The 25,948-nt window shown below is 64.4% G+C and carries 23 protein-coding genes; 12 read left to right on the top strand and 11 right to left on the bottom strand.

What is annotated here, in order from left to right:
• Positions 1 to 500 precede the first annotated feature (500 nt).
• Together BTM36_RS10020 and BTM36_RS10015 are read left to right on the top strand one after the other, a co-directional pair.
• Positions 501 to 1,388 (top strand): IclR family transcriptional regulator, encoded by an 888-nt coding sequence (locus BTM36_RS10020; RefSeq protein WP_077236143.1) that lies wholly within the window; start codon positions 501 to 503, stop codon positions 1,386 to 1,388.
• Positions 1,385 to 2,242, top strand: a complete 858-nt coding sequence (locus BTM36_RS10015; protein WP_077236142.1) for an IclR family transcriptional regulator — start codon at positions 1,385 to 1,387, stop codon at positions 2,240 to 2,242. Before BTM36_RS10020 ends, BTM36_RS10015 begins: the two co-directional genes overlap by 4 nt.
• A 21-nt stretch (positions 2,243 to 2,263) precedes the next feature.
• On the opposite strand, the gene BTM36_RS10010 is transcribed toward BTM36_RS10015, so the two are convergent.
• Together BTM36_RS10010 and BTM36_RS10005 are read right to left on the bottom strand one after the other, a co-directional pair.
• The gene (locus BTM36_RS10010; RefSeq protein WP_077236141.1) at positions 2,264 to 3,823 is read right to left on the bottom strand and encodes a CYTH and CHAD domain-containing protein; all 1,560 of its coding nucleotides are present in this window, start codon (positions 3,821 to 3,823) and stop codon (positions 2,264 to 2,266) included.
• Positions 3,808 to 4,701, bottom strand: coding sequence for a helix-turn-helix domain-containing protein (locus BTM36_RS10005; protein ID WP_077236140.1), 894 nt, complete (start codon positions 4,699 to 4,701; stop codon positions 3,808 to 3,810). The genes BTM36_RS10010 and BTM36_RS10005 overlap by 16 nt, the downstream gene beginning before the upstream one ends.
• 124 nt (positions 4,702 to 4,825) lie before the next feature.
• Here BTM36_RS10005 and BTM36_RS10000 point away from each other — a divergent pair, with 124 nt between their 5' ends.
• Entirely contained in the window at positions 4,826 to 6,037 is a 1,212-nt protein-coding gene (locus BTM36_RS10000; protein WP_077236139.1) for an MFS transporter, read from the top strand.
• On the opposite strand, the gene BTM36_RS09995 is transcribed toward BTM36_RS10000, so the two are convergent.
• The gene (locus tag BTM36_RS09995) at positions 6,034 to 6,333 is read right to left on the bottom strand and encodes a hypothetical protein (protein WP_254426971.1); all 300 of its coding nucleotides are present in this window, start codon (positions 6,331 to 6,333) and stop codon (positions 6,034 to 6,036) included. The genes BTM36_RS10000 and BTM36_RS09995 overlap by 4 nt on opposite strands.
• Before the next feature lie 11 nt (positions 6,334 to 6,344).
• Complete coding sequence (locus BTM36_RS09990) at positions 6,345 to 6,749, bottom strand: VOC family protein (protein ID WP_077236135.1); 405 nt, start codon at positions 6,747 to 6,749, stop codon at positions 6,345 to 6,347.
• A 159-nt stretch (positions 6,750 to 6,908) separates the two neighbouring features.
• Here BTM36_RS09990 and BTM36_RS09985 point away from each other — a divergent pair, with 159 nt between their 5' ends.
• Positions 6,909 to 7,796, top strand: coding sequence for an AraC family transcriptional regulator (locus BTM36_RS09985; protein WP_217349577.1), 888 nt, complete (start codon positions 6,909 to 6,911; stop codon positions 7,794 to 7,796).
• A 33-nt stretch (positions 7,797 to 7,829) separates the two neighbouring features.
• Here BTM36_RS09985 and BTM36_RS09980 read toward each other — a convergent pair whose 3' ends face one another.
• The gene (locus BTM36_RS09980; RefSeq protein WP_077236132.1) at positions 7,830 to 8,732 is read right to left on the bottom strand and encodes a LysR family transcriptional regulator; all 903 of its coding nucleotides are present in this window, start codon (positions 8,730 to 8,732) and stop codon (positions 7,830 to 7,832) included.
• A 365-nt stretch (positions 8,733 to 9,097) separates the two neighbouring features.
• Between BTM36_RS09980 and BTM36_RS09975 the strand changes: the two genes are divergently transcribed.
• Positions 9,098 to 9,751, top strand: coding sequence for a hydrolase (locus BTM36_RS09975; protein ID WP_077236131.1), 654 nt, complete (start codon positions 9,098 to 9,100; stop codon positions 9,749 to 9,751).
• A 170-nt stretch (positions 9,752 to 9,921) separates the two neighbouring features.
• Here the strand turns inward: BTM36_RS09975 and BTM36_RS09970 are convergent, their stop codons facing one another.
• The gene (locus tag BTM36_RS09970) at positions 9,922 to 10,863 is read right to left on the bottom strand and encodes a 5'-nucleotidase (RefSeq protein ID WP_077236129.1); all 942 of its coding nucleotides are present in this window, start codon (positions 10,861 to 10,863) and stop codon (positions 9,922 to 9,924) included.
• Positions 10,864 to 11,115: 252 nt separating this feature from the next.
• Here BTM36_RS09970 and BTM36_RS09965 point away from each other — a divergent pair, with 252 nt between their 5' ends.
• The 6 genes from BTM36_RS09965 to otnI all read left to right on the top strand — a co-directional run bounded on the left by BTM36_RS09965 (position 11,116) and on the right by otnI (position 17,444).
• Positions 11,116 to 11,817, top strand: coding sequence for a FadR/GntR family transcriptional regulator (locus BTM36_RS09965; RefSeq protein ID WP_006461461.1), 702 nt, complete (start codon positions 11,116 to 11,118; stop codon positions 11,815 to 11,817).
• A 197-nt stretch (positions 11,818 to 12,014) separates the two neighbouring features.
• Positions 12,015 to 12,911: an L-threonate dehydrogenase gene (ltnD, locus tag BTM36_RS09960; RefSeq protein ID WP_077236128.1), complete on the top strand. Its 897-nt coding sequence runs from the start codon at positions 12,015 to 12,017 to the stop codon at positions 12,909 to 12,911.
• A gap of 45 nt (positions 12,912 to 12,956) precedes the next feature.
• A complete protein-coding gene (gene otnK, locus BTM36_RS09955) occupies positions 12,957 to 14,243 on the top strand; it encodes a 3-oxo-tetronate kinase (RefSeq protein ID WP_077236127.1) in 1,287 nt (428 codons plus the stop codon).
• Entirely contained in the window at positions 14,240 to 14,878 is a 639-nt protein-coding gene (locus tag BTM36_RS09950) for an aldolase (protein WP_077236126.1), read from the top strand. Before otnK ends, BTM36_RS09950 begins: the two co-directional genes overlap by 4 nt.
• A gap of 322 nt (positions 14,879 to 15,200) precedes the next feature.
• Positions 15,201 to 16,514, top strand: coding sequence for an MFS transporter (locus tag BTM36_RS09945; protein WP_006461465.1), 1,314 nt, complete (start codon positions 15,201 to 15,203; stop codon positions 16,512 to 16,514).
• Between the two features lie 126 nt (positions 16,515 to 16,640).
• On the top strand, positions 16,641 to 17,444 hold the full coding sequence (gene otnI / locus BTM36_RS09940) for a 2-oxo-tetronate isomerase (RefSeq protein WP_077236125.1): 804 nt from the start codon (positions 16,641 to 16,643) through the stop codon (positions 17,442 to 17,444).
• 90 nt (positions 17,445 to 17,534) lie between these two features.
• Here the strand turns inward: otnI and BTM36_RS09935 are convergent, their stop codons facing one another.
• From BTM36_RS09935 to cheD, 3 genes are all read right to left on the bottom strand, one after another.
• The gene (locus BTM36_RS09935; protein ID WP_077236124.1) at positions 17,535 to 18,023 is read right to left on the bottom strand and encodes an addiction module antidote protein; all 489 of its coding nucleotides are present in this window, start codon (positions 18,021 to 18,023) and stop codon (positions 17,535 to 17,537) included.
• A gap of 27 nt (positions 18,024 to 18,050) precedes the next feature.
• The gene (locus tag BTM36_RS09930) at positions 18,051 to 18,350 is read right to left on the bottom strand and encodes a type II toxin-antitoxin system RelE/ParE family toxin (RefSeq protein WP_077236122.1); all 300 of its coding nucleotides are present in this window, start codon (positions 18,348 to 18,350) and stop codon (positions 18,051 to 18,053) included.
• Positions 18,351 to 18,530: 180 nt separating this feature from the next.
• Positions 18,531 to 19,142: a chemoreceptor glutamine deamidase CheD gene (gene cheD / locus BTM36_RS09925; RefSeq protein ID WP_077236121.1), complete on the bottom strand. Its 612-nt coding sequence runs from the start codon at positions 19,140 to 19,142 to the stop codon at positions 18,531 to 18,533.
• Positions 19,143 to 19,653: 511 nt separating this feature from the next.
• Here cheD and mqo point away from each other — a divergent pair.
• The gene (mqo, locus tag BTM36_RS09920; RefSeq protein WP_077236119.1) at positions 19,654 to 21,303 is read left to right on the top strand and encodes a malate dehydrogenase (quinone); all 1,650 of its coding nucleotides are present in this window, start codon (positions 19,654 to 19,656) and stop codon (positions 21,301 to 21,303) included.
• A gap of 106 nt (positions 21,304 to 21,409) precedes the next feature.
• Here the strand turns inward: mqo and BTM36_RS09915 are convergent, their stop codons facing one another.
• Both BTM36_RS09915 and BTM36_RS09910 read right to left on the bottom strand, forming a co-directional pair.
• Complete coding sequence (locus tag BTM36_RS09915) at positions 21,410 to 22,336, bottom strand: alpha/beta hydrolase (protein WP_077236291.1); 927 nt, start codon at positions 22,334 to 22,336, stop codon at positions 21,410 to 21,412.
• 72 nt (positions 22,337 to 22,408) lie between these two features.
• Positions 22,409 to 25,774 (bottom strand): autotransporter outer membrane beta-barrel domain-containing protein, encoded by a 3,366-nt coding sequence (locus BTM36_RS09910; protein WP_139347117.1) that lies wholly within the window; start codon positions 25,772 to 25,774, stop codon positions 22,409 to 22,411.
• Positions 25,775 to 25,948: the final 174 nt, after the last annotated feature.

Raw genomic sequence — 25,948 nt, 5'->3', positions numbered from 1 at the left:
TGTCTCGTGTGTTCTGCTGTTCTTGTATGGGCTTGACGGTGCTGCGGGTACTGCGATGTGCGTATAGTCTGGAAGAGCCAAAACAGTGTCAAGCCGGCCGGGGACGATGTTCCGTACATCGGAATGAATTTTTTTCTTCCATCCTCCGTGTCACTGATCGTCCGGCCGGCAGCGGCCAATTGTGCGCCGCAAGAGAAAATCCGAGTGCCTCTGTAAGTCCCCAGAATACAAGGCGGATTTGGGATAGCTGCATCGCATCAAAGCTGGTCAGGAATCTGCGGATGATCTGCGCCGTTGAAGAGAAAATTCAAAACTGCATTGGAAATTCCAAAGTACGGAACATAAAATATTCATCGGTTGACCCTCGGCGGATCGTTGTCGCAAGGTAGCGTCCAGGAAACAATCCCGCGCCTCGCGCTCTGCGCAAGGCCGGACCATAGAGGGCAAGGAGACCCGGTGAATCTGATCATTGCAGCGGCATCCATGGCCGCCGGTCGCGCATGAGCACGGCGACCCGCCAGCCTCACCCGCAGGCCCCACGGCAGCGGCGCGCACGCATCAAGGATGTGCGCCTGGTGCTGCGCGCTCCCCATCCGCCCGGCTATCGCGCAGGTGCCGATGCCGGTACGGTCGGCGAGAGTGCGGTCATCAAGCCGGTCGAACGCGGCTTCGCCGTGCTGGATGCCTTCCTCGGTACCGACGAGTGGCTGGCCAACCAGGACCTGGCCGCGCGCACCGGTCTGCCCAAGGCCACGGTGTCACGCCTGACGCAGACGCTGACCGCCTTGGGCTATCTCGGCTACAGCGAACAGCGGCGCAAGTACCGGCTCGGCGTGGCCGTACTCACCCTGGGTTTTGCCGCCATGGTCGATGCCGACGTGGTCCTGCAGGCGCGTGCATTGATGCAGAAGCTGGCCGACGACAATGGTGTCTTCGTGGCGCTGGCCGGACGTGACGGACTGGACATGATCTTCTTCGAGAACTGCCATAGCGCTTCCAGCAATGCGACCGTGGGACTGGGTGTGGGCGAACACCTGCCGATGGCATCCTCTCCAGTGGGTTGGGCCTTGCTGGCCTGCCTGCATGAAAACGAACGCAATTACCTGCTGGACCACATGCGCCCCTATCACAAGCGTGACGAATGGATGCTGCTGCGCCAGAAGCTGGCCGATGCCCAGCAGCAGATCACCGACAAGTCGTATTGCCTCTCCACCGGTGACTGGGGGCCGGAGATCACCGTACTGGCGGCGCCGCTGCAACTGGCGCAACGCATGCCCATGGTGCTTTTGTGCGCCGGCCCTGCGCGTAGCCTCAGCAAGGCCCGTGTCGAGCAGCGCATCGGTCCGCAACTGCTGGCCGTGTGTGCGCGCCTGGGGGCGGGTACATGAGTGGCGCTGCAGGGAACCGGCGTGCGGCACGTCAATTGCCGGCCGCAGCGGCGGGGCAGGCCGATGAGCGTAGCGAGGCCGGACAGGCCGCCACCCATTCGCTGGAGCGCGCGCTGTTGCTCATGAAGGTTTTCCAGGGCAGCGCCAAGCCCTTGTCGCATGCCGAACTGGTGCGTCGCAGTGGCTACTCCAAGGCGTCGGTCTCGCGCCTGACCGCCACCCTGGTGGCCCTGGGCTATCTGGATCGCGCACCGGATGGCGTGCGGGTGCAGGTGGGTGTGCGCGGCTTGCGACTGGGGCAGCGCTACCTGTCCAATAGCCTGGTACAGGATGCGGCCCGTCCTATCATGCAGGACTTCGCCGACCGCTTCGACATGTCCGTCGGGCTGGCCGTGGCCGACCAGCTGGACATGGTCTATATCCAGTATTGCAATGGTCGCAAGATCGCCACCTTGAGACTGGGCGTGGGACGTTCGGTGCCGATGGCGCTCAGTTCGATTGGACGCGCCTACGTCTGGTCACAGTCGCCGGAGCAGCGCCAGCGCCTGCTGTTCGGCATATGGAAGAAAAGCGGCGAGCACGGCCCGCAGGTGGTGGCACGGATGGAGCGTGCCTTCGGCGAGCTCGATGCCCATGGGTATTGCCTGGCGGCCGGCGAATACCAGCGCGATACCTTTGCCATCAGCGTCCCGCTGGCGCTGGGCAATCCACCGCTGCGCATGGGCCTGAACTGCAGTGCCGTGGGAGCGCTGCCGGATCGCGAGGTGATCCGCGAACAGCTGGCGCCAGCCTTGATGAAGACTGCCCGGCTGCTGATGCTGGAACTGGAAGAGGTCGACTCCAGCTGCTTCTGAGCGACTTCCGGCTGAGGGTACCTAACGCGGCAAGTCCTGCGCCTGCCATTTCTTCCAAAGGCGCCGTGTCCGTGCATGACCATCCCCGGCCTGTCCGCTCAGGAAGCCGCGGACCCAGGCCACGCTGGGCGCCAGCCGGGCCTGCCTGCGCTGCAGTTGCTGCAGCAGGGCGTCGGCCACGACCAGGTCGTTCTGCTGGCCGAGCTGATCCTGCAGGCGGGCCAGCGCCTTGAGATAGGGGCGGCTCTTCTTCTCGCCATACAGGGCCAGGAAGAATTCGATGTCATAGCGCATCTTCTTGGCGGCGATGCGGGTGCGGTGACGGGCGCGAGCGCTTTCGTCCATGTGCGCGCCGCGTTTGTTCAGGCGCTTTTCATCCTGACGCAGATGCTGTCGGGCAAAGCGTGCCAGGGGTTGTTCCAGGGATTGCTGGTTGTCTCCCGTGGCGGTCGTGCGCCAGCCGGCCTGCAGCAGCCAGCGACTGAATTGCAGCACCAGTGCGGTGTAGCGCGGCGAGGCCACGGTTTCGACCGCCTGCGCATGTTGCTTGCGCGCCTGGATCAGGGCGGCGTGACGTACCGCCTCAAGATCGATTCCCGCGATGCTGTCTGCTGCCAGGCCCGGCAGGGTGAGCAGGGTCTGCGTGGCCAGCACGTCCCAGTCGCGGGCATGGCCGATGGCGTCGGCGATCCAGGCGAATTCCTGCTCCAGTGCGGCGGGCAGGGCGATCACCTCGCCGAACAGGCTGAAGGCAGAACGCAGGCGTCGCAGGCCTACGCGCATCTGGTGCAGGCGTTCGATGTCGCCGCTGTCCTGGTCGGCAATGTCGTTGGCCTGGATCTGCGCTACGCAATTGCCCACCACAGCGAGGAAGGCCTGTTCCACCGGCATCTTGCGCGCCAGTTGCAGCGCCGTGGCGCGGCTGGCGGAGGAGATCGGCGCCGCATCGCCGCGCCGCGCCTGGTGGAACAGCGTATAGCCGCGCTGTGCCTTGCTCTGGATGCCGATGCGCAGGGGCAGGTCCTGCAGCAATTGCAACGCGAAGTCGAACAGGGCATTGACGTCACCGCTCTTGAGCTCCAGCTCGATCTCGCACACCGGCGATTGCAGCGCGCCGTGTTCCACCGTCCCCTGGTCCAGTACGCATTCCACTTCGGTGCCGTCTTTCAGCCGCAGGTCCCACACCATGCGCTGGATGCGGGTGCTGAAGATGGGCGTGATGCGTGCCGCCACCTCGTCGGACAGGATCTCGGCCACCTGCTCGTCGTCGCTGGCCACCAGTGCACGCAGCGCGAGCAGGTCCGGGGTCTCCGCTGCCACCTGCGACTCCCACTCGTTGCGCTGATGCAGCCCGCCGGACACGCCGCCGCCGGCCTTGAGGGTCTGGATGAATTCATTGCCGGTGCGGCGCACCCGCAGGCCGGCATCGTGACGACGCAGCAGCAGGTCGGGGGTATCGAAGTAGGTGCCGGCCTGGTCCTTGATGCGCGGCGCAGCCAGGGCATGGCGCTTGACCAGCGGATGACGGATGAAGGCTTTGGTGTGGGCCGGGGCGAGCAGGAGTTTCAGTTCGGTTTCCATGAGGGGGTCCGTTTCGGTTGGAAGTAGGGGGCCGTCGGCAGCGGTGGCGAAGTTGGCGAGGGCGGCGGCGGGTGCACCTGGCGCTGCGCCATGTAGCGCGCCGGTGGCTTGCCCAGGGTCTTCTTGAACATGGTGATGAAGGCGCTGACCGAGTCATAGCCCAGGTCCTGCGAGACGCGTTGCACCGAACTGCCCGAGGCCAGGCGCTGCAGCGCCACCATCAGGTGGATCTGGCGCCGCCAGCGGCCGAAGCTCATGCCGGTCTCGGCCTGGACGAAGCGGGCAAAGCTGCGCTCGCTCATGGCGTGGCGCTGACCCCACTCGGCCACGGTGCTGCGGTCGGCCGGCTGTTCGGCCAGGCGCCGGGCGATCTCGCGCAGGCGCGAATGCTGGGGCATGGGCAGCGGTGGCGGCAGGTGTGCGGGCTGGGCCTGGCGTTGGCTGTGTTCCAGTTCTTCCACCAGTACCGCGGCCAGGCGCGCAGTACGTTCATGGGGGGCGTAATCCTGTGCCTGTTCGGCCAGGTGGCAGATCATCTGAACCAGCAGGGGCGTCAGCGCCAGTGTGCAGCAGGTGGTGGGCATGCGCGCCGCATCGGGATCGATGAACAGGAAGCACAGCTGGCCGTCCAGTGTGACCCGGTTGCTGTGGGGCACGCCGGCCGGGATCCACACCGCCGATTGCGGCGGCACGATCCACATGCCCTGCGCCGTCTCGCAGGTGACCGCGCCATGCAGTGCCACCACCAACTGACCCTTGCGATGGCTGTGGAAGGGCGTTTCCCGTTCGCTCTCGTGGGTATGCACGCGCAGCGCCGTCACGGCGGCGGCCAGGCGGTCCGGATCGTGTTCGACGAGGCTGGCGTAGAGAGTGGGCATACGCGTGGTCATACGGCGGCGGGGAAGGTGGGTTGACCGTTTTTAGCAATATCCTGGCATTGTAGCCAAATACGTCCACGCTGCGATTGGCTAAGCTTGGCGCTCCATCTTTCCGCCCGCTGCCATGCACGCTACCGACACCGATTCCTCTTCCCCAGCCGCCACCGCGTCGGCTGTGCGCCGCGCCGGCCGCCTGTGGCTGGTGGCCGGCATCCTGCTGATCGCCGCCAACCTGCGCGCCCCGGTCACGGCCGTGGGGCCGGTCATGGAACTGCTGCAGCAGACCTTTGCGCTCTCGGCAGGGGCGGCCGGGCTGATGCTGACCTTGCCCCTGCTGTGCTTTGCGCTCATTTCGCCACCGGCGGCGCGACTGGCCCGAAGCCTGGGACTGGAACGCGCCCTCTTGCTGGCCTTGCTGCTGATCGCCGCCGGCATCGTATTGCGCTCGACCGGATCGATGGCCGCGCTCCTGGTGGGAACCTGCATCATCGGCTGTGGTATCGCCGGCGGCAATGTCCTGCTGCCCAGCCTGCTCAAGCGCGACTTCCCTGACCAGCTCACGCGCATGACGGCGATCTACGCCCTGACCATGGGCGGCGCCTCGGCGCTGGGCTCGGTGTGTGCGGTGCCGCTGGCCGGCGCCCTGGGCTGGTCATGGGCGCTGGCGACCTTCATCGTGCTGCCGCTGGTGGCCGTCCTGGTCTGGTTGCCCCAGTTGCGCCGTGCCACCCGCCCCGCTGCCATGCCGGCCCGCGCTGCGTCCATGTGGCGCCAGCCCCTGGCCTGGCAGGTGACTTTTTTCCTCGGCACCAATTCGCTGGTGTATTACGTGGTCACCGCCTGGCTGCCTTCGATACTTGCGGCCAATGGTCATAGCGCGGTCGAGGCCGGCAACCTGCACGGCCTGATGCAACTGGCCTCGGCCCTGCCGGGCTTGCTCCTGATCCCGCTGGGTGGGCGCATCCGCGACCATCGTCCGGTGGCCGCCAGCATGTCGGCGGCCACCGTGCTGAGCCTGGTCGGCCTGATTGCCTGGCCGCAGGCCTCCATCGTCTGGGTGCCGCTGTTCGGGTTTGGCACGGGTGCGGTGCTGATCCTGGGCCTGGCTTTTGTCGGCACCCGGGTATCGACGCCACCCCAGGCCGCGGCGCTGTCGGCGATGGCGCAAAGCGTGGGTTACCTGCTGGCCGCCGCCGGTCCCATCCTGATGGGCCGCCTGCACGATGCCAGCGGCCACTGGACCGTGGTCCTGGCCTTGTGCGCGGCCGGTGCGGTACTCATGGGTGTGCTGGGCTGGCTGGCCGGCAAGCCGGGCCGGGTGATTGCGTCGCCCTAGTCCACTGCATCGACGGCATGCTGACAAGACCTGACTGACCAGTCGACCGTGGCATGGTCGATGGCGGCATGCACGGGTGAACCGGCCAGCTCGGTGACGATGCCCCGGGCCGCCCGCTGGCCGTTAGCGACCGAGGTCCACAGGAGCATGTCGACGACCATCCCGTCGTCCTGTACGCAGATGCGCCGCAGGATGAATCCGGGCTGTTGCCTGAGCCATTCGTCGACATCGGCATTGGCCGCGATGAATTGCTTCATCGTCACGCCGGGCGTGAGGTGAAAGCGCGTGATCTCCATTGCCTGCGCCATCATGCCTCCGGGTGTTGCCAGCTCTTGTAGACGAACTCCAGGCTGTAGCCATCCGGGTCCAGTACATTGGCGGCGTAGTAGCGTGGATCGTAATAGGTGCGTGCTGCCGGCGCGCCATTGTCGGTGGCACCGGCGGCCATTGCCGCCGCATAGGCTGCCTGTACTTCATCACAGCTATTGGCGATGAAGCCGACATGGGCGGCCTGTCCTTCTACCTTGCCCTCGCGTAACCAGAAGAACATGCGCCCGCGGGCGCCGAAGCCTTTCAGGTCAGGGTGTCCGGGCGGACCATCCTTGCCGTCATAGTCATGGCGTGCGGTGATGCCCAGTGGCGCCAGGGTCGCCGTGTAGAAGGAGATCGAGCGTTCAAGGTCGCTGACCGACAGAAATAGGTGATCCAGCATGGCGTCGTTTCTTTCGTGAAGCAGGGTTTGTCGGAATCCTTCAGCTTAGCCACTCAGGCGCAGACTCGCCGTGCCGGTTCCTGCCTCAAGCCTGCCTGTTTCTGCTTTTCCATTGCCGGCGTGCCGTCATCCGGTTCTAATTCGCATATGGAAGATCAATTGAACGAACTACGCCAGCTCGCCGCAGGGGCCGAGAACCGGCGTACCGAGACCGGCATTGCGCGCGTGGCCATGGTGCAGGGGGAGATTCCCCAGCACCAGCTGGCCGCCGTCTACGATCCCATGGTCAACCTGATCCTGCGCGGCAGCAAATCCATGACCGTCGGCGGCAGCACCCTGCATTACGATCCTGCGACCTATTTCGTGATGTCGGTAGACCTGCCGGCAGCCGGGACTGTCCATCCGGATGCACAGGGGAATCCCTATCTTGCGGTGAGCCTGACGCTGGACCCCGGCATCATCGTCAAATTGCTGGGCGACCTCCCGGACCATATCGGGCGACCGAAAAACTCAGCCGGTTTTTCGGTGGCGTCGGTGACGCCGGAACTGCTCGATGCCTGGATCAGGATGTTGCGCCTCATGGGGCAGCCGGCCGACATTGCCGCGCTGGCCCCGGTGTATGAACGTGAAATCCTCTATCGTGTCCTGCAGGGGCCGATGGGCTGGATGCTGCGCGACATCGCCCTGCCGGACAGTGCGCTGGCGCGGGTCAATGCGGCAATCCAGAGAATACGCCGCGACTATGCGCAAGCTCTGCGCATCGAGGACCTGGCCGATGGCGTGGCCATGAGCGTGTCTGCCTTCCATCGCCACTTCAAGGCGGTCACTGCGATGAGCCCGCTGCAATACCAGAAGCAGATCCGTCTGTTGCAGGCGCGTACCCTGCTGGTGGCCGCGCGCTATAACGTCAGCGCCGCCGCCCATGAAGTGGGCTACGAGAGCGCGACCCAGTTCAGCCGGGAATACGCACGTGAGTTCGGCAGTCCTCCCGGTCGTGATGCCGAAAGGATAGTGCGCGAGATGAGACCTGTGCAGGGAACTGCCTGAAAGTCAGGCTGTCCTGCAATCCTGCAATTGTCGTTATGGCCTTGCGACGGGCGGTCGCGTGAGATGCGGTACCCGCTCCAGGCAGTCGATGAGCATTTCCGTCAGTACGGCAACCTTCCGGGCGGCATACTGCCCGGGCGGGCGAACCACATAGGCCCCCGCCACGGGAATCGGAAAGCGGGTCAGCACGGCAACGAGTTCGCCCGAGGCCAGGTATTCATGGATGAGGCCATTGGGCAGGTAGGCCACGCCAAGACCGGCCAGGGCGGCGGCTACCAGTGCCGTTCCATTGTCCGCCCTGAAGCGGCCACGCGGACGTACCGTGATTATCTTGCCGGCATCTACCAATTGCCAGGTGTCGTTACCCTGCATGAGGGCCTGATGGTTCAGCAGCTCTTCCGGTGTTTCCGGAGCGCCGTGCGCGTTCACATAGTCGGGGCTGGCCACGACGGTGCCGTAGATCGGCCCGATGCAGCGGGCAAGCAGACTGGAGTCTTGCAGGTGGCCGAGCCGTATCGCGCAATCGAAACCGTCGTTGATGAGATCGACCACCCGGTCGCTGTAGCAGGTGTGGATATGCAGATGCGGATGACGCCGCGCCATTTCCGCCAGGACCGGCGCCAGGTGGGTGGGTCCGAAAGATAATGGCGCGGCCACGCGCAGGCGTCCGCGCAATTCACCGGCCGGGGCGATCGTTTCCCGGGCCACATCGATCTCGGCACAGACCCGCGCCGCATAGTCGCGGAAGGTGGTACCTGCTTCGGTGAGTGCTGCTCCCCGGGTGGACCGGGCCAGCAACTGGATGCCGAGTTCCTTTTCGAGACGTGCAAGCCGGCGACTGACGATGGACTTGGACAGTCCTAGCCGAAGTGCGGCAGAGGAAATGCCGCCGGTGTCGGCAACTTCCACGAATGTTCGCAGCTCTTCAATATCCAATTCCTGGCTCCCTTTTGGTTGCGACCGAACGCCTGGCCGCATGGTACTACCGTATGGCCGACTGAACTACCACGCCATTGAGTACGGACTCGCATTCTTGCTGCGGCGTTTTCCCAGTCCCGGTCCGGTCCCGATTCCCTATTCTCAGGGGCGACAGCCGCCACCAGTAACGGCCCGGCGCCGGACGATGCGCGGCTGAGCTTGGCTCGTGATCGGCTGGCGTTCCACTTCGTGCAACACAGTTTGGCAGTTTGTGGTGCTATCTGCGCGCTCCCCGGGACAGCATAATTTTGCTGCCGGCAATCGCGCCGGTGCTCGTTTCCTGAAAACCCACGCCACTCCACGCGGCAACAAAGGATAGTCCAATGAATTTTCGTAACGGCCTCGATTCGCTTCTTCGTCCGGAAGACTCGGTACTGGTGCTGATCGACCATCAGCCCTACCAGCTCGCCAACGTGAATAGCCACGAACCGCAGATGGTGATCAACAATACGGTCGGTCTGGCGAAGGCGGCCAAGGCCTTCGGCGTGCCGACCATCCTGACCACCGTGATTGCCGAGCGCGGCGGTCTGCTGTTCCCGCAGATCACCGACGTGTTCCCGGGTCAGGAGGTGATTGATCGTACCTTCATCAATACCTGGCAGGACAAGAAGGTCGTCGACGTGGTCAAGGCGACCGGACGCAAGCAGTTGGTCATCGCCGGTCTCTGGACCGAGGTCTGCGTGGCAATGCCGACCATCCAGGCGCTGGGCGAGGGCTGGGATGTCACGGTCGTCACCGACGCCTCCGGCGCCGTGTCCACCGAGGCGCACGACCTCGCCATCCAACGCATGATCAGGGCTGGTGCCAACATGATGACCTGGCTGGCCGTGGCGGCCGAATGGCAACGTGACTGGGCGCGTGCCGAGAGCGCCGCCGCGTTGACCGAGGTCATCATCGCCCACGCCGGCGGCAGCGGCATCGCCTACCTGTGGGAGCAGCAGCTGCTCAACACGCCGGCACCTGCCAAGGCCGGCTGATGTCCCCAGGGATGGCAATGGGTTGACCCGCGCTGCTCGTGCCGTTGATGTCCGGCTGGCGCGGTCTCTCTGCAAGCAAGCACCCGGTCGTCATCTGGGCCGGTGCTTGCTGAAGACGACCTTGTAGCAGGCTGGGCGGACATCGATCCTGACCGTCCTGCGTCCCTACCTCAACCCTTGCCGGCTCGGCTTCGCGCCACTCGTCCACCCTCCAGCGTCCCGCCCTTGTACGGTACGCGTCCCGACGGCACCACCACCGCCGCCTTCTGCACATGCCCCTCCTGGTCGTCGAAGAACATGTGGGCGCCAAAGGCCTGCAATACTTCCGCCTTGTTCAGGCCACCGAGGAAGAAGGCTTCGTCCACCGTCACGTTCCAGGTACGCAGGGTGTGGATCACGCGCTGGTGTGCGGGACTGTTGCGGGCGGTGACGATGGCGATGCGTACCGGGCACTGCTTGGGCGGAAACTGTTTCTGGATCGCCGACAGGGCCAGCAGCAGCTTGGCGAAGGGGCCTTCCTTCATGGCCTTCTTGCGATGCCGCTGCTCGTGGCGGGCGAAGGCTTCCAGGCCCTTCTCGGCAAAGATGCGTTCGGACTCCGCCGAGAACAGCACGGCGTCGCCGTCGAAGGCGATGCGGATCTGGTTGTCCGGCGCGCTGTAGTCCAGCGGCGCCGCATACAGCTGTGCAGCGGCCACGCCGGCATCGATGGCTTCCTGCACGTCACCGGTGTCGCGTGACAGGAACAGGTCGATCTTGAACGCCTGCAGGTAAGGCGCGGTCGGGCCGCCGCCGGTGAAGGCAGCACGGCTGATGTCGAGCTTGTGGGCGGCGATCGCGTTGAAGGCGCGCAGGCCGGTATCGGGCGTGTTGCGCGAGATCACCACCACTTCCACCAGACGGCGTTCCGGGATCAGTTCATTCAACCGCAGCAGCGCCTTGACCAAGGGGAAGGCCGTGCCGGGTTGCAGCGGATCGTTCTCGTGGGCGCGCTGGTAGTCAGCGTAGGTCTCGACGCCTTGCTCGTCGTAGATGGCGTTTTCCACCTCCAGGTCGAACAGGGCGCGGGAGGAAATTCCGATGACGAGCTTGTCCGAGAGATCGTAGGGCATGCGGCGAATCCGTAGCGGGAAACCATCGATTGTAGAGCCAGCCGCCCGACGATGCAGCTATGGCTCAGATATTCACATTCTTGATGTCTGGAGCGAACGGCTGGATATAACACTCCAATTTCTTTCATCTCCTTCAAATTCTTGCAAAAAGGGGGTGTTACTCCGCGTAAAGAGAAAAAATCGGATTGCCGGCCTCAAAATAAATTTGTATGATGACCGGATAACCTGACGATAAAACGACCGCGAGACAGCATGTTTCAGAAAATCCCCGCCCAGGCCCTGAGCGACACGGTAGCCCGGCAATTGCTGGAAAACATCGATGCCGGCGCCTTCCCGCGTGGCAGCAAGCTGCCGACCGAAGCGGTGCTGGCCCAGCAGTTCGGCGTCAGCCGCACGGTGGTACGCGAAGCCATCGCGCGGCTCAAGCATGAGGGCGTGGTCGAGCCGCGTCAGGGAAGTGGGGTGTTCGTCACCGAGCAGGCCGGCATCAAGCCCTTGCGCATCGATTACACCGAAGTCAGTTCGCCCGACGCGGTGCTGCAGATCGTCGAGCTGCGCCGCGCCATCGAGGCCGAAGTGGCAGCGCAGGCGGCCAAGCGTCGCAGCGCCGAGGACCTGCGCGCCATCGACGATGCGCTGGCGCAGATCGGCGCCGATGTCGCCGGTGGCGGTGACGGCGTGGCGGCCGATGTGGCCTTCCACCGGGCGTTGGCCCAGGCTACGCGCAATCCGTACTTCATCAAGACACTGGAATTCCTGTCGCAGTACCTGGAGGCAGCCACGGCGGTCACCCGCGGCAATGAGGCCCGTTATGAGGACTTCTCGCGCCAGGTGCGCGAAGAACATGAAGCCATCGTCGAGGCGATTCGTGCCGGCGATGAAATGGCTGCGCGCAATGCTGCGCAGACCCACATGTTCAATGCGGCGCGTCGCCTGAGTCAGGGTCAGGCCTGAAGCCGGCGGCGTCAGATGAGCCGCACGTAAGAAGCAAGCAGCAAATGAGCAGCACATGATTCGATGATCTGGCGGGGACTTCCCTCCAGACCAAGTTGGAAATACGGACGCCGGCATGAGCCGGCGTCGCATCATCAACCCGGCGCAACGTCCTGCCCTCATTCATCGGCAGCGGCGCCAACAACGCGGAGGCAATTATGTCCAGGAATGTAGGTGTGATCGGTTTGGGTGCCATGGGTTATGGCGTGGCCAGCTCGCTGTTGCGTGCCGGCTTCAACGTGCATGCCTGTGACGTGCGCAAGGAAGTCCTGGACAAGTTCGCCGCCGCCGGTGGCGTGGCCTGCGCCAATCCGGCCGAGCTGGCCAAGTCGGTGGACGTGGTCATCACCCTGGTGGTCAATGCCGCCCAGACCGAGACCGTGCTCTTCGGTGAGAACGGTGCGGTAACGCAGATGAAGCCGGGCAGCGTGGTCATCTCCAGCGCCACCGTGGCGCCGGACTTCGCCATCGAGCTGGGCCAGCGCCTGGCCGCCAAGGGCCTGCTGCTGCTGGATGCGCCGGTCTCCGGTGGCGCCGCGCGTGCCGCCTCGGGCGAAATGACCATGATGACCTCCGGCCCCGCCGAGGTCTATGCCAAGATCGAAGACGTGCTGGCCGGCATGGCCGGCAAGGTCTACCGCCTGGGCGATACCCACGGCATCGGCTCCAAGGTCAAGATCATCAACCAGCTGCTGGCCGGTGTGCACATCGCCGCCTCTGCCGAAGCCATGGCCCTGGGCCTGCGCGAAGGCGTCAATCCGGATGCACTCTACGACGTCATCACCCACAGCGCCGGCAATTCCTGGATGTTCGAAAACCGCGTGCCGCACATCCTCAATGGCGACTACACCCCGCTGTCGGCCGTGGACATCTTCGTCAAGGACCTGGGCCTGGTGCTCGATACCGCCCGCCGCAGCAAATTCCCGCTGCCGCTGTCGGCCGCTGCCCACCAGATGTTCATGATGGCCTCCACCGCCGGTCATGGCGGCGAGGATGACTCGGCCGTCATCAAGATCTTCCCGGGCATCGACCTGCCGCCGGCCAAGGCCAAATAAGTCGTCGGCAAGACGCCGTCACCACCACAGAATCGAGGAGCTTCCATGTCCCAATCCCGACCCTTGCTGGGCTGCATCGCCGATGATTTCACCGGCGCCACCGACCTGGCCAACATGCTGGTGCGCGGCGGCATGCGTACCGTGCAGACCATCGGCGTGCCCAGCGAAATGCCCGGCGTCGCTGCCGACGCGCTGGTGATCGCGCTGAAGTCGCGCACCGTGCCGGCCGCCGAGGCCATCGAACAATCGCTGGCCGCGCTGCGCTGGCTGCAGCAACAGGGCTGCACGCAGTTCTTCTTCAAGTACTGCTCCACCTTCGACTCCACCGACGAAGGCAACATCGGCCCGGTCACCGACGCGCTGATGAAGGAGCTGGGCGTGGACTTCACCATCGCCTGCCCGGCCTTCCCGGAAAACGGCCGCACCATCTATCGTGGCTACCTGTTCGTGGCCGATGCGCTGTTGAATGAATCGGGCATGGAAAACCATCCGCTCACGCCCATGACCGACGCCAACCTGGTGCGCGTGCTGCAGCGCCAGACCGAGTCCAAGGTCGGCCTGGTGCGCTACGACACCGTGGCCCGTGGCGCGGCTGCCACCCAGGAGCGCTTCACCGCGCTGCGCACCGAAGGCGTGAAGATGGCGATTGCCGATGCCGTCTCCGACAAGGACCTGTTCACCCTGGGTGAAGCCTGCGCCGAACTGAAACTGATCACCGGCGGCTCCGGCGTGGCCCTGGGCCTGCCCGAGAACTTCCGCCGCGCCGGCCTGCTCACCGCCGCCGGCGAAGCCGCGCAACTGCCCAAGGTCGATGGCCTGTCGGTGGTGCTGGCCGGTTCCGCCTCCAAGGCGACCAATGCCCAGGTGGCCGAATGGAAGGCCAAGCGTCCGGCCTTCCGCATCGATCCGCTGGCCCTGGCCCGTGGCGAAGACGTGGTGGCCCAGGCCCTGGCATTCGCCGACGAGCGCATCAAGAACGAACCGGTGCTGATCTATGCCACCGCCACCCCTGACGAAGTCAAGGCGGTGCAGAAGGAACTGGGCGTGGCCAAGGCCGGCCATCTGGTCGAGCAGGCGCTGGCCAGCATCGCCGCCAGCCTCAAGCAGCGTGGCGTGCGCCAGTTCGTGGTGGCCGGTGGCGAGACCTCCGGCGCGGTGGTGCAGGCGCTGGACGTGCGGGCGCTGCGCATCGGCCCGCAGATCGATCCGGGCGTGCCTGCCACGGCCACGCTGGATGAACAACCGGTGGCACTGGCCCTGAAGTCGGGCAATTTCGGCAGCGTCGATTTCTTCGAAAAGGCTCTGCGCTACCTCGACGGGAAAACCGCATGAGCCAGGAAAGCCAACTGCGCGAAGAGATCTGCCGCATCGGTGCTTCGCTGTACCAGCGCGGCTACACCGTAGGCTCGGCCGGCAACATCAGCGCCCGTCTCGATGACGGCTGGCTGATCACGCCCACCGACGCCTGCCTGGGCTACCTCGATCCGGCCGCCATCGCCAAGGTCAATGCGGCCGGCGAATGGGTCTCGGGCGACAAGCCCTCCAAGACACTGGTGCTGCATCGCGCGATCTACGACAACAATCCCGAGATGCATGCGGTGGTGCACACGCACTCCACGCATCTGGTCGCGCTGACCATCAACGGCGTGTACAGCGAACAGGACGTGCTGCCACCGATCACCCCGTACTACGTGATGAAGGTGGGCCACATCCCGCTGATCCGCTACGCCCGCCCGGGTGCGCCGGAAGTGGCCGAGCAGGTCGCCAGGATCGCCACCAGCGTGCGCGGCGTGCTGCTGGAACGCCTCGGCCCGGTGGTCTGGGAGAGTTCGGTGTCCAAGGCCGCTTTCGCCCTGGAAGAACTGGAAGAAACCGCCAAGCTGTGGTACCTCGCCGGTGGCCGCGCCACGCCGCTGGAAGAGCCCGCGCTGCAGGATCTGCGCGATACCTTCAAGGCGCGCTGGTAGGCCAGGCGATTTCAGGCAAGTCCGACAAGTTTGCGCAAGTTCGGGCTGGCCCAAGGAAGCTCGCGCCACCCAACAGCATCAACGCAATCATGGCGGCCATCCGATGGCCGTCATGCCCTGCCTGCGCCCATCGTCAGGAGATAGGTGCGGGAATGGGACAAAAAACCGGCGCAAGACCGGTCCATCAATGCCGGGCGCCAGCCTCTTTCGGAAGGAGAGGCTGGCGCCCCGATTGAATCCATAAATTGCCCGTCAGACCACGGGCACCAAGCAACCAGCGGCCTCAGCTGCAGCCGCGACACTCTTAGGGAGATGTAACACCATGACCACCGCAAGCAACACCGGCGTCGGACTCGACGTCAACGACAAGACCAAGGACGGTCTGTACAAGAAAGTCTTCTGGCGCATCATGCCCTTCCTGATGCTGTGCTACGTGATCGCCTACCTGGATCGCGTCAACGTCGGCTTCGCCAAGTTGCAGATGTCGCAGGACCTGGGCTTTTCCGAGACCGTCTTCGGTCTGGGCGCGGGCCTGTTCTTTATCGGCTACTTCCTCTTCGAAGTGCCCAGCAACATCCTGATGCACAAGGTCGGCGCGCGCATCTGGATCGCCCGCATCATGATCACCTGGGGCATCCTCTCGGCGGCCTTCATGTTCGTGCAGAACGCCACCCAGTTCTACATCCTGCGCTTCCTGCTGGGTCTGGCCGAGGCCGGTTTCTATCCCGGCATCATCCTGTACCTGACCTACTGGTTCCCTTCGCACCGTCGTGCCAAGGTGATCGCGGTGTTCATGTCCGGCATCCCCGTGGCCGGTATCCTGGGCAACCCGCTGTCGGGCTGGATCATGGATGCCTTCCACAACAATGGCGGCCTGGAAGGCTGGCAGTGGATGTTCCTGATCGAAGCCATTCCCGCCGTGCTGATCGGCGTGGCCACGGTCCTGTATCTGGACAACGACGTCAAGAGCGCCAAGTGGCTCAGTGACGACGAAAAGAAGTCCCTGCAGGCTGACATCGACGGCGACGCCAAGGGCAAGGAGAGCAAGCACGGCTTCGGCGCCATCGTCAAGGATGCGCGTGTCTGGCTGATGTGCCTGATCTACTTCTCCTTCGTGATGGGCCAGTATGGCCTGACGCTGTGGATGCCGACCCTGGTCAAGGCCACCGGCGTGAAGGGCAACCTGGAAATCGGCCTGCTGTCGGCCATTCCCTTCGGCTGCGCCATCGTCGCCATGAACCTGATCGGCCGCAGCGCCGACCGCATGCGCGAGCGTCGTTGGCACCTGGTGATCCCGGCCCTGATGGGTGGTGTGGGCTTCGTGGGCGCGGCCCTGTTCGCCGACAACACCGCCGTGTCGATCGCCGCGCTGTCGCTGGCTGCCGCTGGCGTGTTGACCTGCGCGCCGTTGTTCTGGTCGCTGCCGACGTCCTTCCTGTCGGGTGCTGCTGCTGCCGTCGGTATCGCCGCCATCAACTCGGTGGGCAACCTGGCCGGTTTCGTCAGCCCCTACCTGATCGGTTACTTCAAGGACCTGACCCAGAGCAATGCGACCGGCATGTACATGCTGGCCATCATGCTGGTGGTAGGTTCGGTCGCCACCCTGATGACCAAGCCCAGCGTGGTCAACAAGTAATGTGATGTCCCGTTCGAAGCCCGCATGCCTGTGCCTGCGGGCTTTGACGTTTTCTGCACCGTCGGTGTCTGCGCGGCGATCCGCGTTCGCGCTACACTGGCCCCCTTCGTTATCAAGGAGAACCCGATGCTGCGTTTTGCCGCCAACCTGAGCATGATGTACGTGGAACACGATTTCCTGGACCGCTTCGCCGCCGCCGCCAAGGATGGCTTCTCCGGCGTCGAGTTCCTGTTCCCCTACGACTATCAGCCGCAAGAGATCAAGTCGCGCCTGGAGGCCAACGGCCTGACCCAGGCGCTGTTCAATGCGCCTCCGGGTGACTGGGCTGCCGGCGAGCGTGGTATTGCCTCGCTGCCGGGCCGCCAGGATGAATTCAAGCGCAGCATCGACACCGCGCTGGAATACGCCGCCGTGATCGGCAACCAGACCCTGCACGTGATGGCCGGCCTGATCAAGCCTGATCAGGATCGCGCACAGCACCGCGCCGTGTACCTGGACAACCTGTCCTACGCCGCGCACCAGGCCGAGTCCGCCGGCCTGACCGTGGTCATCGAGCCGATCAACACCCGCAACATTCCCGGCTTCTTCCTGAACCGCCAGGATGATGCGCAAGCCATCTGCGCCGAAGTGGGCGCACCCAATCTGAAGGTGCAGTTCGACTGCTACCACTGCCAGATCGTCGAGGGCGACGTCGCCGTGAAGCTCAAGCGCGACATGCCCGGCATCGGCCACATCCAGATCGCCGGTGTGCCGGAACGTCACGAGCCGGACGTGGGCGAGCTGAACTATCCCTACCTGCTGAAACTGATCGACTCGCTGGGTTACCAGGGCTGGATCGGTTGCGAATACAACCCGGCCGGCGCTACCTCGGCCGGCCTGGGCTGGCTGAAGGCCCTGGCCGAACAGGGTCTGACGACGCTGAAGAAGTAAGCGTCAAGGCGCCCGCAAGTTGGGCGTCGACGCAACGGAATGCCGCCCGGTGTTGTGCCGGGCGGCATTTTTTGTTGATGGTCAGAGGGTTCAGGCGGAGGGCTGACTTCGCGCAGTCCCGGTCTTGGCGGGACCTTTTTCTTCATGGGCCTTCCGCGGTCGGGGCTTGGCGACGGAAGACTGAGGCGAAGCCGGTTTCCTGATGGGCCTGCCTTTCGTCGCAGGCTTCGCAGGTTTGGCAGCGGCAGGTTTTCTCGCTTTGCGAATTGCCCTCGCGGGGCTGATGCTCAAGCGGATGCCAAGTGCGCCCAGCAGGCGCAGGATCGTTCCCAGCCTCGGTTCGGCGCCCGGCTTCAGGGTCTTGTAGAGGCTCTCCCGTCCCAGCCCGGCCTTGCTGGCAACTTCCGCAATGCCGCGGGCGCGGATGACGTCACTGAGTGCGGCCATCAGGAAGGCAGGATCGTTCTCTTCGAAGGCGGCTTCGAGATAGGCGACCATTGCCTGGTTGCTGTCGAGATAGTCCACCGGATCGAACACGGAGACTTGCAGATCCCCGCTGCTGAATTTCCGACTTGTCATGCTGGCTCCCTTGATGTCCTGGCCGAATCACTTCTTCCTGAGTTGCCGCCAGAGTTCCCTGGCTGCCAGAATGTCGCGCGCCTGAGAAGACTTGTTGCCGCCACATAGAAGGAGATAGGTCATCTCTCCTTCGCGGGCGAAATAGACACGATACCCAGGGCCATACGCTATCCGCATTTCATTGACGCCATCGCCCACAGGTTCGCAGTCGCCGAGGTTACCCTGTCCCGCACGTACGATGCGGGCCACGATTCGCGAACGCGCCCGCAGGTCCTTCAGACCGGCCAGCCACGTCTTGAACTTTCCTGTCTCCTTGATGGTATACATCGACGGCAGCCTGATCCTTGAACGCGATATCGCGCGCAATTGTATCCATATGGATACTTCGCTGCCGAAGCGCCATGTTACCAGAAGCTGAAAATCGTGAAATGACGAGCGCGCACGCCGGCATCGTACCGGTCGTGCGCAATACGGAAGGGGAAGAAAAGGCGTTGGTGGAGCAGTAATTCAGAACAGATCGATTTCCCCACCTACCGGCTTGGCCTGCAGTCTGGTGGCATATTCGCGTTCGCGGCTGGCCAGGTCGGCGCCGGCGTCCTTGATCTTCTTGACCAGCACCTTGCCGCTGCGGGGGAAGAAGTGGACCTTGCGCGGCCAGATGTCGTTGAGGTCTTCGGCCACCACGCGGATCTTTTCGGCGGAGAGGAAGCTCCTGACGAAGGCGGCATTGCGTTCGCCCACATTCATCGCGTTCATCCCGCGCAGCACCGCACCGCCACCAAATACCTTGCATTCCAGGTTTTCGCGGCGGGCGCCGGCCTTGAGGACGTCGTTGATCAACACTTCCATGGCATAGGTGCCGTAGCGCATCGAGGCCGAGACGGGGCTATCGGCCTCGCCACCGCCATCGGGCAGCATGAAGTGATTCATCCCGCCCACGCCGCTGACGCGATCGCGCAGGCAGGCTGATACGCAGGAACCCAGTACGGTGACGATCATCATGTCGGCGCCGGTGTAGTAGTACTCGCCCGGCAGGATCTTGGCGGTTTCGCAGTCGAAGGCCCGGTCGTGATAGACGTAGGAAGCGAAATTCTCCGGCTTGTTGATGACGGTCTGCATACGGGCCCCTGGCTGTTCTGGTGATCCCTGTGAGGGATGGTGACTGTTTTTTCTGTTCCCATTGTCAGCCAGCCATCGCGCGGCCGGTATCGGGGATTTCCTGAGCGAGAACAGGCTTGTGCCGGCACGGTAATGAGGGATATCCGCAATCGCTGCCGGTATCGGCACCGTGCTACCCTGCGCTCCCTCGACATGACCCGATCCCGGTCCGCTCTGACGGAGACGATTTGTACAGGCATTCCCCAAATGCCGGAGACAGGCATCGGACAGGCAGTTGAATCCGGCAGGCACGCCGCGGGCAGCGACCCCCGACCCGTTACGTGCGCCGTGGCCCCGCGCGGCCACGCCCGGTCGCCGATACGCCGCCCGGCAGTGGCGCGTATTGCACGTGGCGCCTCATGTCGCGCCTGCCCTCCACGGCAGGCGTGCAGGAAGCGTCCCGCACCGGTTGTCCGACTCCCGCGCCTGGCGCAGGGAGGCAGCCCTCTCTCCATCACAAACGGTTTAGACAATGTTGAAAAAATCTTTCCTGGCCTTGCTGGGATTCGTAGTTGCGCTGGTCACCGTACCAGCCTCGCAGGCGGCCGACGTCAAGAAGGTCGACGTGCTGCTGATCGGCGGCGGCATCATGAGCACCACCCTGGCGGTCTGGCTCAACGAGCTGGAACCGGGTTGGTCCATGGAAATGGTGGAGCGCCTGGATGGCGTGGCCGAGGAAAGCTCCAACGGCTGGAACAATGCCGGCACCGGCCACTCGGCCCTGGCCGAACTGAACTACACGCCCGAAGACAAGAACGGCAAGATCCAGATCGCCAAGGCCATCGAGATCAACGAAGCCTTCCAGATCTCACGCCAGTTCTGGTCCTGGCAGGTCAAGAACGGCGTGCTGAAGAACCCGCGCTCCTTCATCAATTCGACCCCGCACATGAGTTTCATCTGGGGCGACGAGAACGTGGCCTATCTCAAGAAGCGCTATGAGGCGCTGCAGGCCAGCCCGCTGTTTGCCGGCATGCAATATTCGGAAGACCACGCGCAGATCGCCAAGTGGGTACCGCTGATGATGGAAGGTCGCGATCCCGCGCAGAAGATGGCCGCCACCTGGACGCCGCTGGGTACCGATGTGAACTTCGGCGAGATCACCCGCCAGTTCGCCGGCTATCTGCAGAGCCGCCCCAATTTCGCCCTGAAGCTCTCCAGCGAAGTGCGCGACATCACCCGCAACGCCGACGGCAGCTGGCGCATCGGCTACAAGAACCTCAAGGATGGCAGCACCACCGAGACCGATGCCAAGTTCGTCTTCATCGGCGCCGGTGGCGGGGCGCTGAAGCTGCTGCAGAAATCCGGCATCCCGGAAGCGCGCGACTACGCAGGCTTCCCGGTCGGTGGTTCGTTCCTGATCACCGACAACCCTGCCATCGCCGAGCGCCACCTGGCCAAGGCCTATGGCAAGGCTTCGGTGGGCGCGCCACCGATGTCGGTGCCGCACCTGGATACCCGCGTGCTGGATGGCAAGCGGGTGATCCTGTTCGGGCCCTTTGCGACCTTCTCGACCAAGTTCCTGAAGCAAGGTTCGCTGTGGGACCTGTTCTCCACCGCCACCACCCACAACGTCTGGCCGATGGCCCGCGTCGGTATCGACGAGTATCCGCTGGTGGAATACCTGGCCGGCCAGTTGATGCAGTCCGATGACCAGCGTTTCGCAGCCCTGAAGGAATACTTCCCCAACGCAAAGAAGGAAGACTGGCGCCTGTGGCAAGCCGGCCAGCGCGTGCAGATCATCAAGCGCGACGACAGCAAGGGTGGCGTGCTCAAGCTGGGTACCGAGATCGTGGCCTCGGCCGACGGCAGCATGGCCGGCCTGCTGGGTGCATCGCCCGGTGCCTCCACCGCGGCGCCGATCATGCTGACCGTGCTGGAGAAGGTCTTCAAGGACAAGCTGGCCACGCCCGAATGGCAGCAGAAGGTGCGCCAGATCGTCCCCAGCTACGGCACCAGGCTCAATGACCATCCCGACCAGGTTGCCAAGGAATGGGCCTATACCAGCGAGGTGCTGCAACTGGCACCGCCTCCGGTGATCGCCCCCAAGGCCGGTGGCAAGGACAGCGCCAAGGGCAGCATGGAAAAGCCCAAGGCCAATGCCGCAGCCGACATGGCGCTGTAAGGTGCCAGCCTCGGTGTGACGGAATCGGCAAGCCGTGATGCGGCGACCTGATCCCCACACCAGGAAATCGAAAGAGGGTAGCCAGGGTAGCCGTGGCTACCCTTTTTTATTGTGTCTTGCCGCTGGCAGCAGCCGTGTGCGAAGTGCAGGGCAGAGGCTGGCGCAGCAGTCCCGGCCAGATGGCCGGCCAGTCACTCTCGTGGGCCATGCCCGGCACCACCTGCAGGGCGGCGCAGGCCCCGGTCTGTGCCACGAAGTCGCGGGTAATGACGGTGGGGACGACGCGATCATCGGCGCCGCTGAAGTGACGTTGGGGGATAGACCTCACCCGTTGCGCCACGTCGATGGGATTGAGCGAGCCCGGCATCTGCGAGACCTGATGCCAGCGGTTCACGGCCACGTGGTCCAGGTTGCCGGCGATGGTGCGGATGGCACTGACATCCTGGCGCCGCGCTGCCAGCAGCACCGCGATGGCACCGCCGCCGGAATACCCGACCAGTTCCAGGCGTGCCGGCTTGAAGCGTGCCACGTACTGGCTCAGGGCCTGGTTCATGGCATCGACCACCTCCGGGGCATAGCGCAGACCGGTCCAGTAGGCCGGGCCACAGGCAGGGTTGCGCGCCATCGGCGTGAACTGGCAGGGGCGCGCCAGATAGAGGAGGGCGGTACCGTTCGCCGTATCGGTGGCGGTACCGGCGGCGGTATTGGTGGCTGTATTGGCGCGGGCATCGCTCAATGCCAGCTGCAGGCCCATGGCCTCATGCGGGGTCGGATCGGGCGAGACCTGGGTGCGGCTGAGCCAGGCACGGCCATCCCCCTCGATATAGACGCGCAGCACGGCCGGCGCGGGCCGCGCCTTCACGTAGGTGGTGAGCACGAAGCGGCCGGTGTCGATCTCTTGGCGCTGGAAGGCCGCGCCGGAGGCCAGCCCGTCAGCATGTTGCAGGGGATCGCCGGCACAGCCGGCCAGCAGGATGGCCAGGCCGGCGAGGAGATTCCGATAGGGCAGATGAGGTAGGAAGGGTAAGCGCATGGCGCGCATTGTCACCCGAGTAAAAACGGCCCGCAAGCTGACGCTGCGGGCCGTTTGCGGAATGACGCCGGATCAGAACAGCCAGCCCACCCGTGCCGTCAATTGATGCACCAGTGCGCGATCGCGGATTTCGGCATCGTAGCCCAGCGTACCGTAGCTGCCGTGGGCGGCATTGAAGCGATAGCTCGCGCCCAGTTGCACGGCATCGCGATTGGGCGCGGCGCTGGCGGTGGTGAAACTGGGACCGCCGGCCACGAAGCTGGCGGTGACATCCGGATTGCCGGCCAGCTCGCGCAGGTAGCGTGCGCGCAGTTGCAGGCGGTCGCCGTTGTCGTTGACCCGGTTCAGTTCCACCCCCAGCGTCGGCTGTACGGAATTGGCATTGGTCGCGCCCACGTTCTGGGCCAGCGCCGCGTTGCCGCTCTCGGTATAGCCCTGGTTGGCCAGGTGCGACAGGCGCAGGCCCGCCAGCCAACGGCCTGACCAGGTCTGGCTGATGGCAAAGGGCAGGCCGGCTTCGACCCGTGCGCCGAGCTGCCAGCCGTTGTAGCTGCCGTTCACGTTCTGGTCGAGGAAGCTGATGGCGCGCTTGCTGCTGTAGTGATTGCCACCCACCATCAGCGAGCCGTCCAGGGTCCAGCCGCCCATGTCCAGGCCGAGGTAGCCGCCCAGGTTCACCGCATCGACATCGACATCATTGCCGCTGGCATTGTCGTTGCCACGGGTACCGGCGCGGGTGTAACCCAGCGTGAGGCCGGCCACTTCACGTGCGGAGAGGTCGGTTTCCAGGCCAGCCGCCATGCCGTAGGCGTTGATGTTGTAGCCATCGGCGCCGGCACGCGCATCCTGCCTGCCCCAGGCACCCAAGCCTTGCAGCCAGACACGGCTGCGGGCAGCCGCTTCACCGGTGGAGATGCCGCTGCCGCGCTTGCCATCCATGCCGGAGGTGCTGGCAACCTGGCTGTCATTGCGGGCGCTATCAATGCGCCCGGACACCGCCGAGAACACGCTGCCCATGGCCACCTGTGCCGCCTGCTGGCTGGCACGATTGGTCTCGGGCTGCAGTTGTCGCACCGCGCTGCGATAGGCGCTTGCAGTGGGCAGCGCATCCAGCGAGGCCAGCAGCGATTGCACCTGTGCGTTGTTGCTGTTGTTGCCCAGTGCATCCAGGGCCCGGCCCAGCGGACTGCCGGTGACATCGCTGACGCTGCTGGTGCGCTGCGCGCTGAGGATCAGGTCATTGCCGCTGAGCTGCAGGCTGTAGTTCAGCGTGGCCGTGTTGGCCACCTGGAGTTGCGACACATCGGCCGACACGCCGCCGGCCGCCGACAGGATGGTCCAGCGTGCGCTGTTGGGGACATAGGTCTTGACCACCGGCTGCACGGTGGCGCCATTGGCCAGCGTGGCGCTGCCGGCGGTGACGATCTGGTCGGCCTGCGGACCGGCCACGCCGACCTGCAGGGTGGCGCCACTGCCCAGCGAGAAATTGCCGCCGACATTGATGCTGCGCACCGCCGTCCCATCGGCCGCCTGGAACATGCCATTGACGGCCAGGTTGCCGCTGGTGCCGAAGGCGCCATTGACCTGCAGCACGGCGCCCTGGTTGACGGTCATGTTGCTGACCGTGCCCAGGTCATAGTTGAAACGCGTGATGCCATCGCGCACGACGAAGTTCTCGAAGCCCGACAGCACACCCGCCGCGAAGGTCTGGGTGCCGCCGGTGGTGAGGGTGTCGGTACCGGCGCCGCCGTTGATGGTGCCGATCACGGTGCCACCCAGCAACTGCAGCGAGTCGTCGCCATCGCCCATGTCGATGGCCAGGCCGTTCTTGCCTTCGATGCGGCCGTAGTTGATCAGGGTGTCGTTGCCGCCGCCCATCTGCACCGCCGCCCCCGGTGTGGTGCTGCCACCCTGGCCGGTCAGCGTGGCCTGGGCGCCACCGGTGATGACGCCGCTGGCATTGTTGATCAGGGTGTCGTCGTAGTTGCCCACCAGGCCGACGGCCACACCCTTGTTGCCGATGATGCTGCCGTCGTTGACGATGTAGGCCTTGCTGCCATTGACGCTGCTGGTGCCGCGCCCGGTGGTATTGCCGTTGTTGTAGGTGATGAGCGGATTGCTGGCGTCCTTGGACCAGTCATTGCCGTCGTCGATCAGGATGCCGTGCGCATCGCCATAGATCACCGCGCCCGCATGGTTGATCACCGTGCCGCCGCCGGCGGCCACGCCATCGGCGCCATTGGGCTGGCCGGTGGAATCCAGACCACCGGCGCCAGTGCCGCGAATGCTGCCCCAGTTCTCGATATAGGCGGTACCGTCGATGTCCACGCCGTCACCGTCGCCATTGCTGGTGGTGGCACCGTTGCCCAGTACGTCATACACGCGCCCGCTGCCGGCATAGTTGCCGACGATGGTGCCGTAGTTGAAGACCACGCCGTGACTGTCGAAACCGACGCCCGAGCCGTTATTGCCGGTGATGACGCCGCCGGCCTGGTTGATCACCACGTTGTTGCTGATGGTGACATTGCTGCGCGTGCTGCCGTCGGCATAGGTGGCATCGAAGCTGATGCCGGTGGTGGTGAGGTGCGGGTTGAGCTGGATGGCATTGGCCAGGTTGCTGTCAGGCGTGGCGGCGACCGGGTCACCACCATCGATACCGTGCCGTGCGCCGGTGATGCTGCCGTAGTTGACCACGACGGCATTCTTGATGCCGTCATCGATGGAGATGCCATCGGCCGCCTTCGGCGGCGAACCGCTGGCGCAGGCGCTGAGGTAATCCGGGCAGGAGGTGTTGACCGGGCTGGTGGTGAAGATACGCCCATAGTTGGTCAGCAGGATGTTGGAGCCCATCTTGATCGCGGTCGAGCTCGACGAACTGATGGTGGCGCTGCTGTTGGTGGCCGAGCCGTTGACGATGGTGTTGCCGGTCGTGGAGTAGTCACCGTTGGCATTGATCGCGTAGTTCTTGCCGTTGTCCGCATTGGTCGGTGTCGGCCCGGTCTGCGAGATGGTGCCGAGGTTGACGATGGAGAAGCTATCGCTGCCCTTGCCGATCAGGATGGTCGGCGTCTTGGACGCGCTCGACGAACTCGTGATCACCCCGCCCAGCGCATTGTTGAGGATCAGGTTGACCTTCTTGTTGTTGATGCTGATGGCCGAGAGACCGCTGGTCTGGCTGATCGTACCGGCGTTGTTGATGGTGACGGTGGAGAGGTTGTCGTTGTCCTGCGAGGTCTTGATGCTGGCCGCGCTGCCCGAGGCCAGCGTGCCACCGGCATCGACGGTGATTGTGTCACTGCCGTTCTTGGTCAGCGTCTTGGCCGTGGTGTCGGTGGTGCCGTTGCCGACCGTGTAGTTGGCCGCGTGGGTGGGAGCGTAGATCGCCTGCAGGGCAAGCACCAATGGAAGCAGACGAAGAGGGAAGGAGGAGCGCGCCATGTGCAAAGAGTTGATAGCAAATTGTAAAGAACTGAAATTCTGCTGACGACTTATGACCGGTTCATTACAGCAGTCTGCTGAAGGCGGCATTTGGTCACCGAGTGTGGTCTTTCTGCTAATCTTCATTCTTTACAGGTGGTAATGAGACTAAAGCGACCAAGCGACAAGGGGGAA

Origin of the sequence: Herbaspirillum sp. VT-16-41 (assembly GCF_001994935.1) — a bacterium.
Classification (GTDB): domain Bacteria; phylum Pseudomonadota; class Gammaproteobacteria; order Burkholderiales; family Burkholderiaceae_D; genus Herbaspirillum; species Herbaspirillum frisingense.
This window is presented reverse-complemented; position numbering and strand designations above follow the sequence as displayed.

Excerpts from the sequence above, each read along its gene's own strand:
- BTM36_RS10015 (WP_077236142.1), top strand. The coding sequence starts at position 1,385 with ATGAGTGGCGCTGCAGGGAACCGGCGTGCGGCACGTCAATTGCCGGCC.
- ltnD (WP_077236128.1), top strand. The coding sequence starts at position 12,015 with ATGTCCAGGAATGTAGGTGTGATCGGTTTGGGTGCCATGGGTTATGGC.
- BTM36_RS09995 (WP_254426971.1), bottom strand. The coding sequence starts at position 6,333 with ATGGAGATCACGCGCTTTCACCTCACGCCCGGCGTGACGATGAAGCAA.
- BTM36_RS10020 (WP_077236143.1), top strand. The coding sequence starts at position 501 with ATGAGCACGGCGACCCGCCAGCCTCACCCGCAGGCCCCACGGCAGCGG.
- BTM36_RS10005 (WP_077236140.1), bottom strand. The coding sequence starts at position 4,701 with ATGCCCACTCTCTACGCCAGCCTCGTCGAACACGATCCGGACCGCCTG.
- mqo (WP_077236119.1), top strand. The coding sequence starts at position 19,654 with ATGTTGAAAAAATCTTTCCTGGCCTTGCTGGGATTCGTAGTTGCGCTG.
- BTM36_RS09970 (WP_077236129.1), bottom strand. The coding sequence starts at position 10,863 with ATGCCCTACGATCTCTCGGACAAGCTCGTCATCGGAATTTCCTCCCGC.
- BTM36_RS09990 (WP_077236135.1), bottom strand. The coding sequence starts at position 6,749 with ATGCTGGATCACCTATTTCTGTCGGTCAGCGACCTTGAACGCTCGATC.
- BTM36_RS10010 (WP_077236141.1), bottom strand. The coding sequence starts at position 3,823 with ATGGAAACCGAACTGAAACTCCTGCTCGCCCCGGCCCACACCAAAGCC.
- otnI (WP_077236125.1), top strand. The coding sequence starts at position 16,641 with ATGCTGCGTTTTGCCGCCAACCTGAGCATGATGTACGTGGAACACGAT.
- BTM36_RS09915 (WP_077236291.1), bottom strand. The coding sequence starts at position 22,336 with ATGCGCTTACCCTTCCTACCTCATCTGCCCTATCGGAATCTCCTCGCC.
- otnK (WP_077236127.1), top strand. The coding sequence starts at position 12,957 with ATGTCCCAATCCCGACCCTTGCTGGGCTGCATCGCCGATGATTTCACC.
- BTM36_RS09910 (WP_139347117.1), bottom strand. The coding sequence starts at position 25,774 with ATGGCGCGCTCCTCCTTCCCTCTTCGTCTGCTTCCATTGGTGCTTGCC.
- BTM36_RS09950 (WP_077236126.1), top strand. The coding sequence starts at position 14,240 with ATGAGCCAGGAAAGCCAACTGCGCGAAGAGATCTGCCGCATCGGTGCT.
- BTM36_RS09965 (WP_006461461.1), top strand. The coding sequence starts at position 11,116 with ATGTTTCAGAAAATCCCCGCCCAGGCCCTGAGCGACACGGTAGCCCGG.
- BTM36_RS09945 (WP_006461465.1), top strand. The coding sequence starts at position 15,201 with ATGACCACCGCAAGCAACACCGGCGTCGGACTCGACGTCAACGACAAG.
- BTM36_RS09930 (WP_077236122.1), bottom strand. The coding sequence starts at position 18,350 with ATGTATACCATCAAGGAGACAGGAAAGTTCAAGACGTGGCTGGCCGGT.
- BTM36_RS10000 (WP_077236139.1), top strand. The coding sequence starts at position 4,826 with ATGCACGCTACCGACACCGATTCCTCTTCCCCAGCCGCCACCGCGTCG.
- BTM36_RS09975 (WP_077236131.1), top strand. The coding sequence starts at position 9,098 with ATGAATTTTCGTAACGGCCTCGATTCGCTTCTTCGTCCGGAAGACTCG.
- BTM36_RS09935 (WP_077236124.1), bottom strand. The coding sequence starts at position 18,023 with ATGACAAGTCGGAAATTCAGCAGCGGGGATCTGCAAGTCTCCGTGTTC.
- cheD (WP_077236121.1), bottom strand. The coding sequence starts at position 19,142 with ATGCAGACCGTCATCAACAAGCCGGAGAATTTCGCTTCCTACGTCTAT.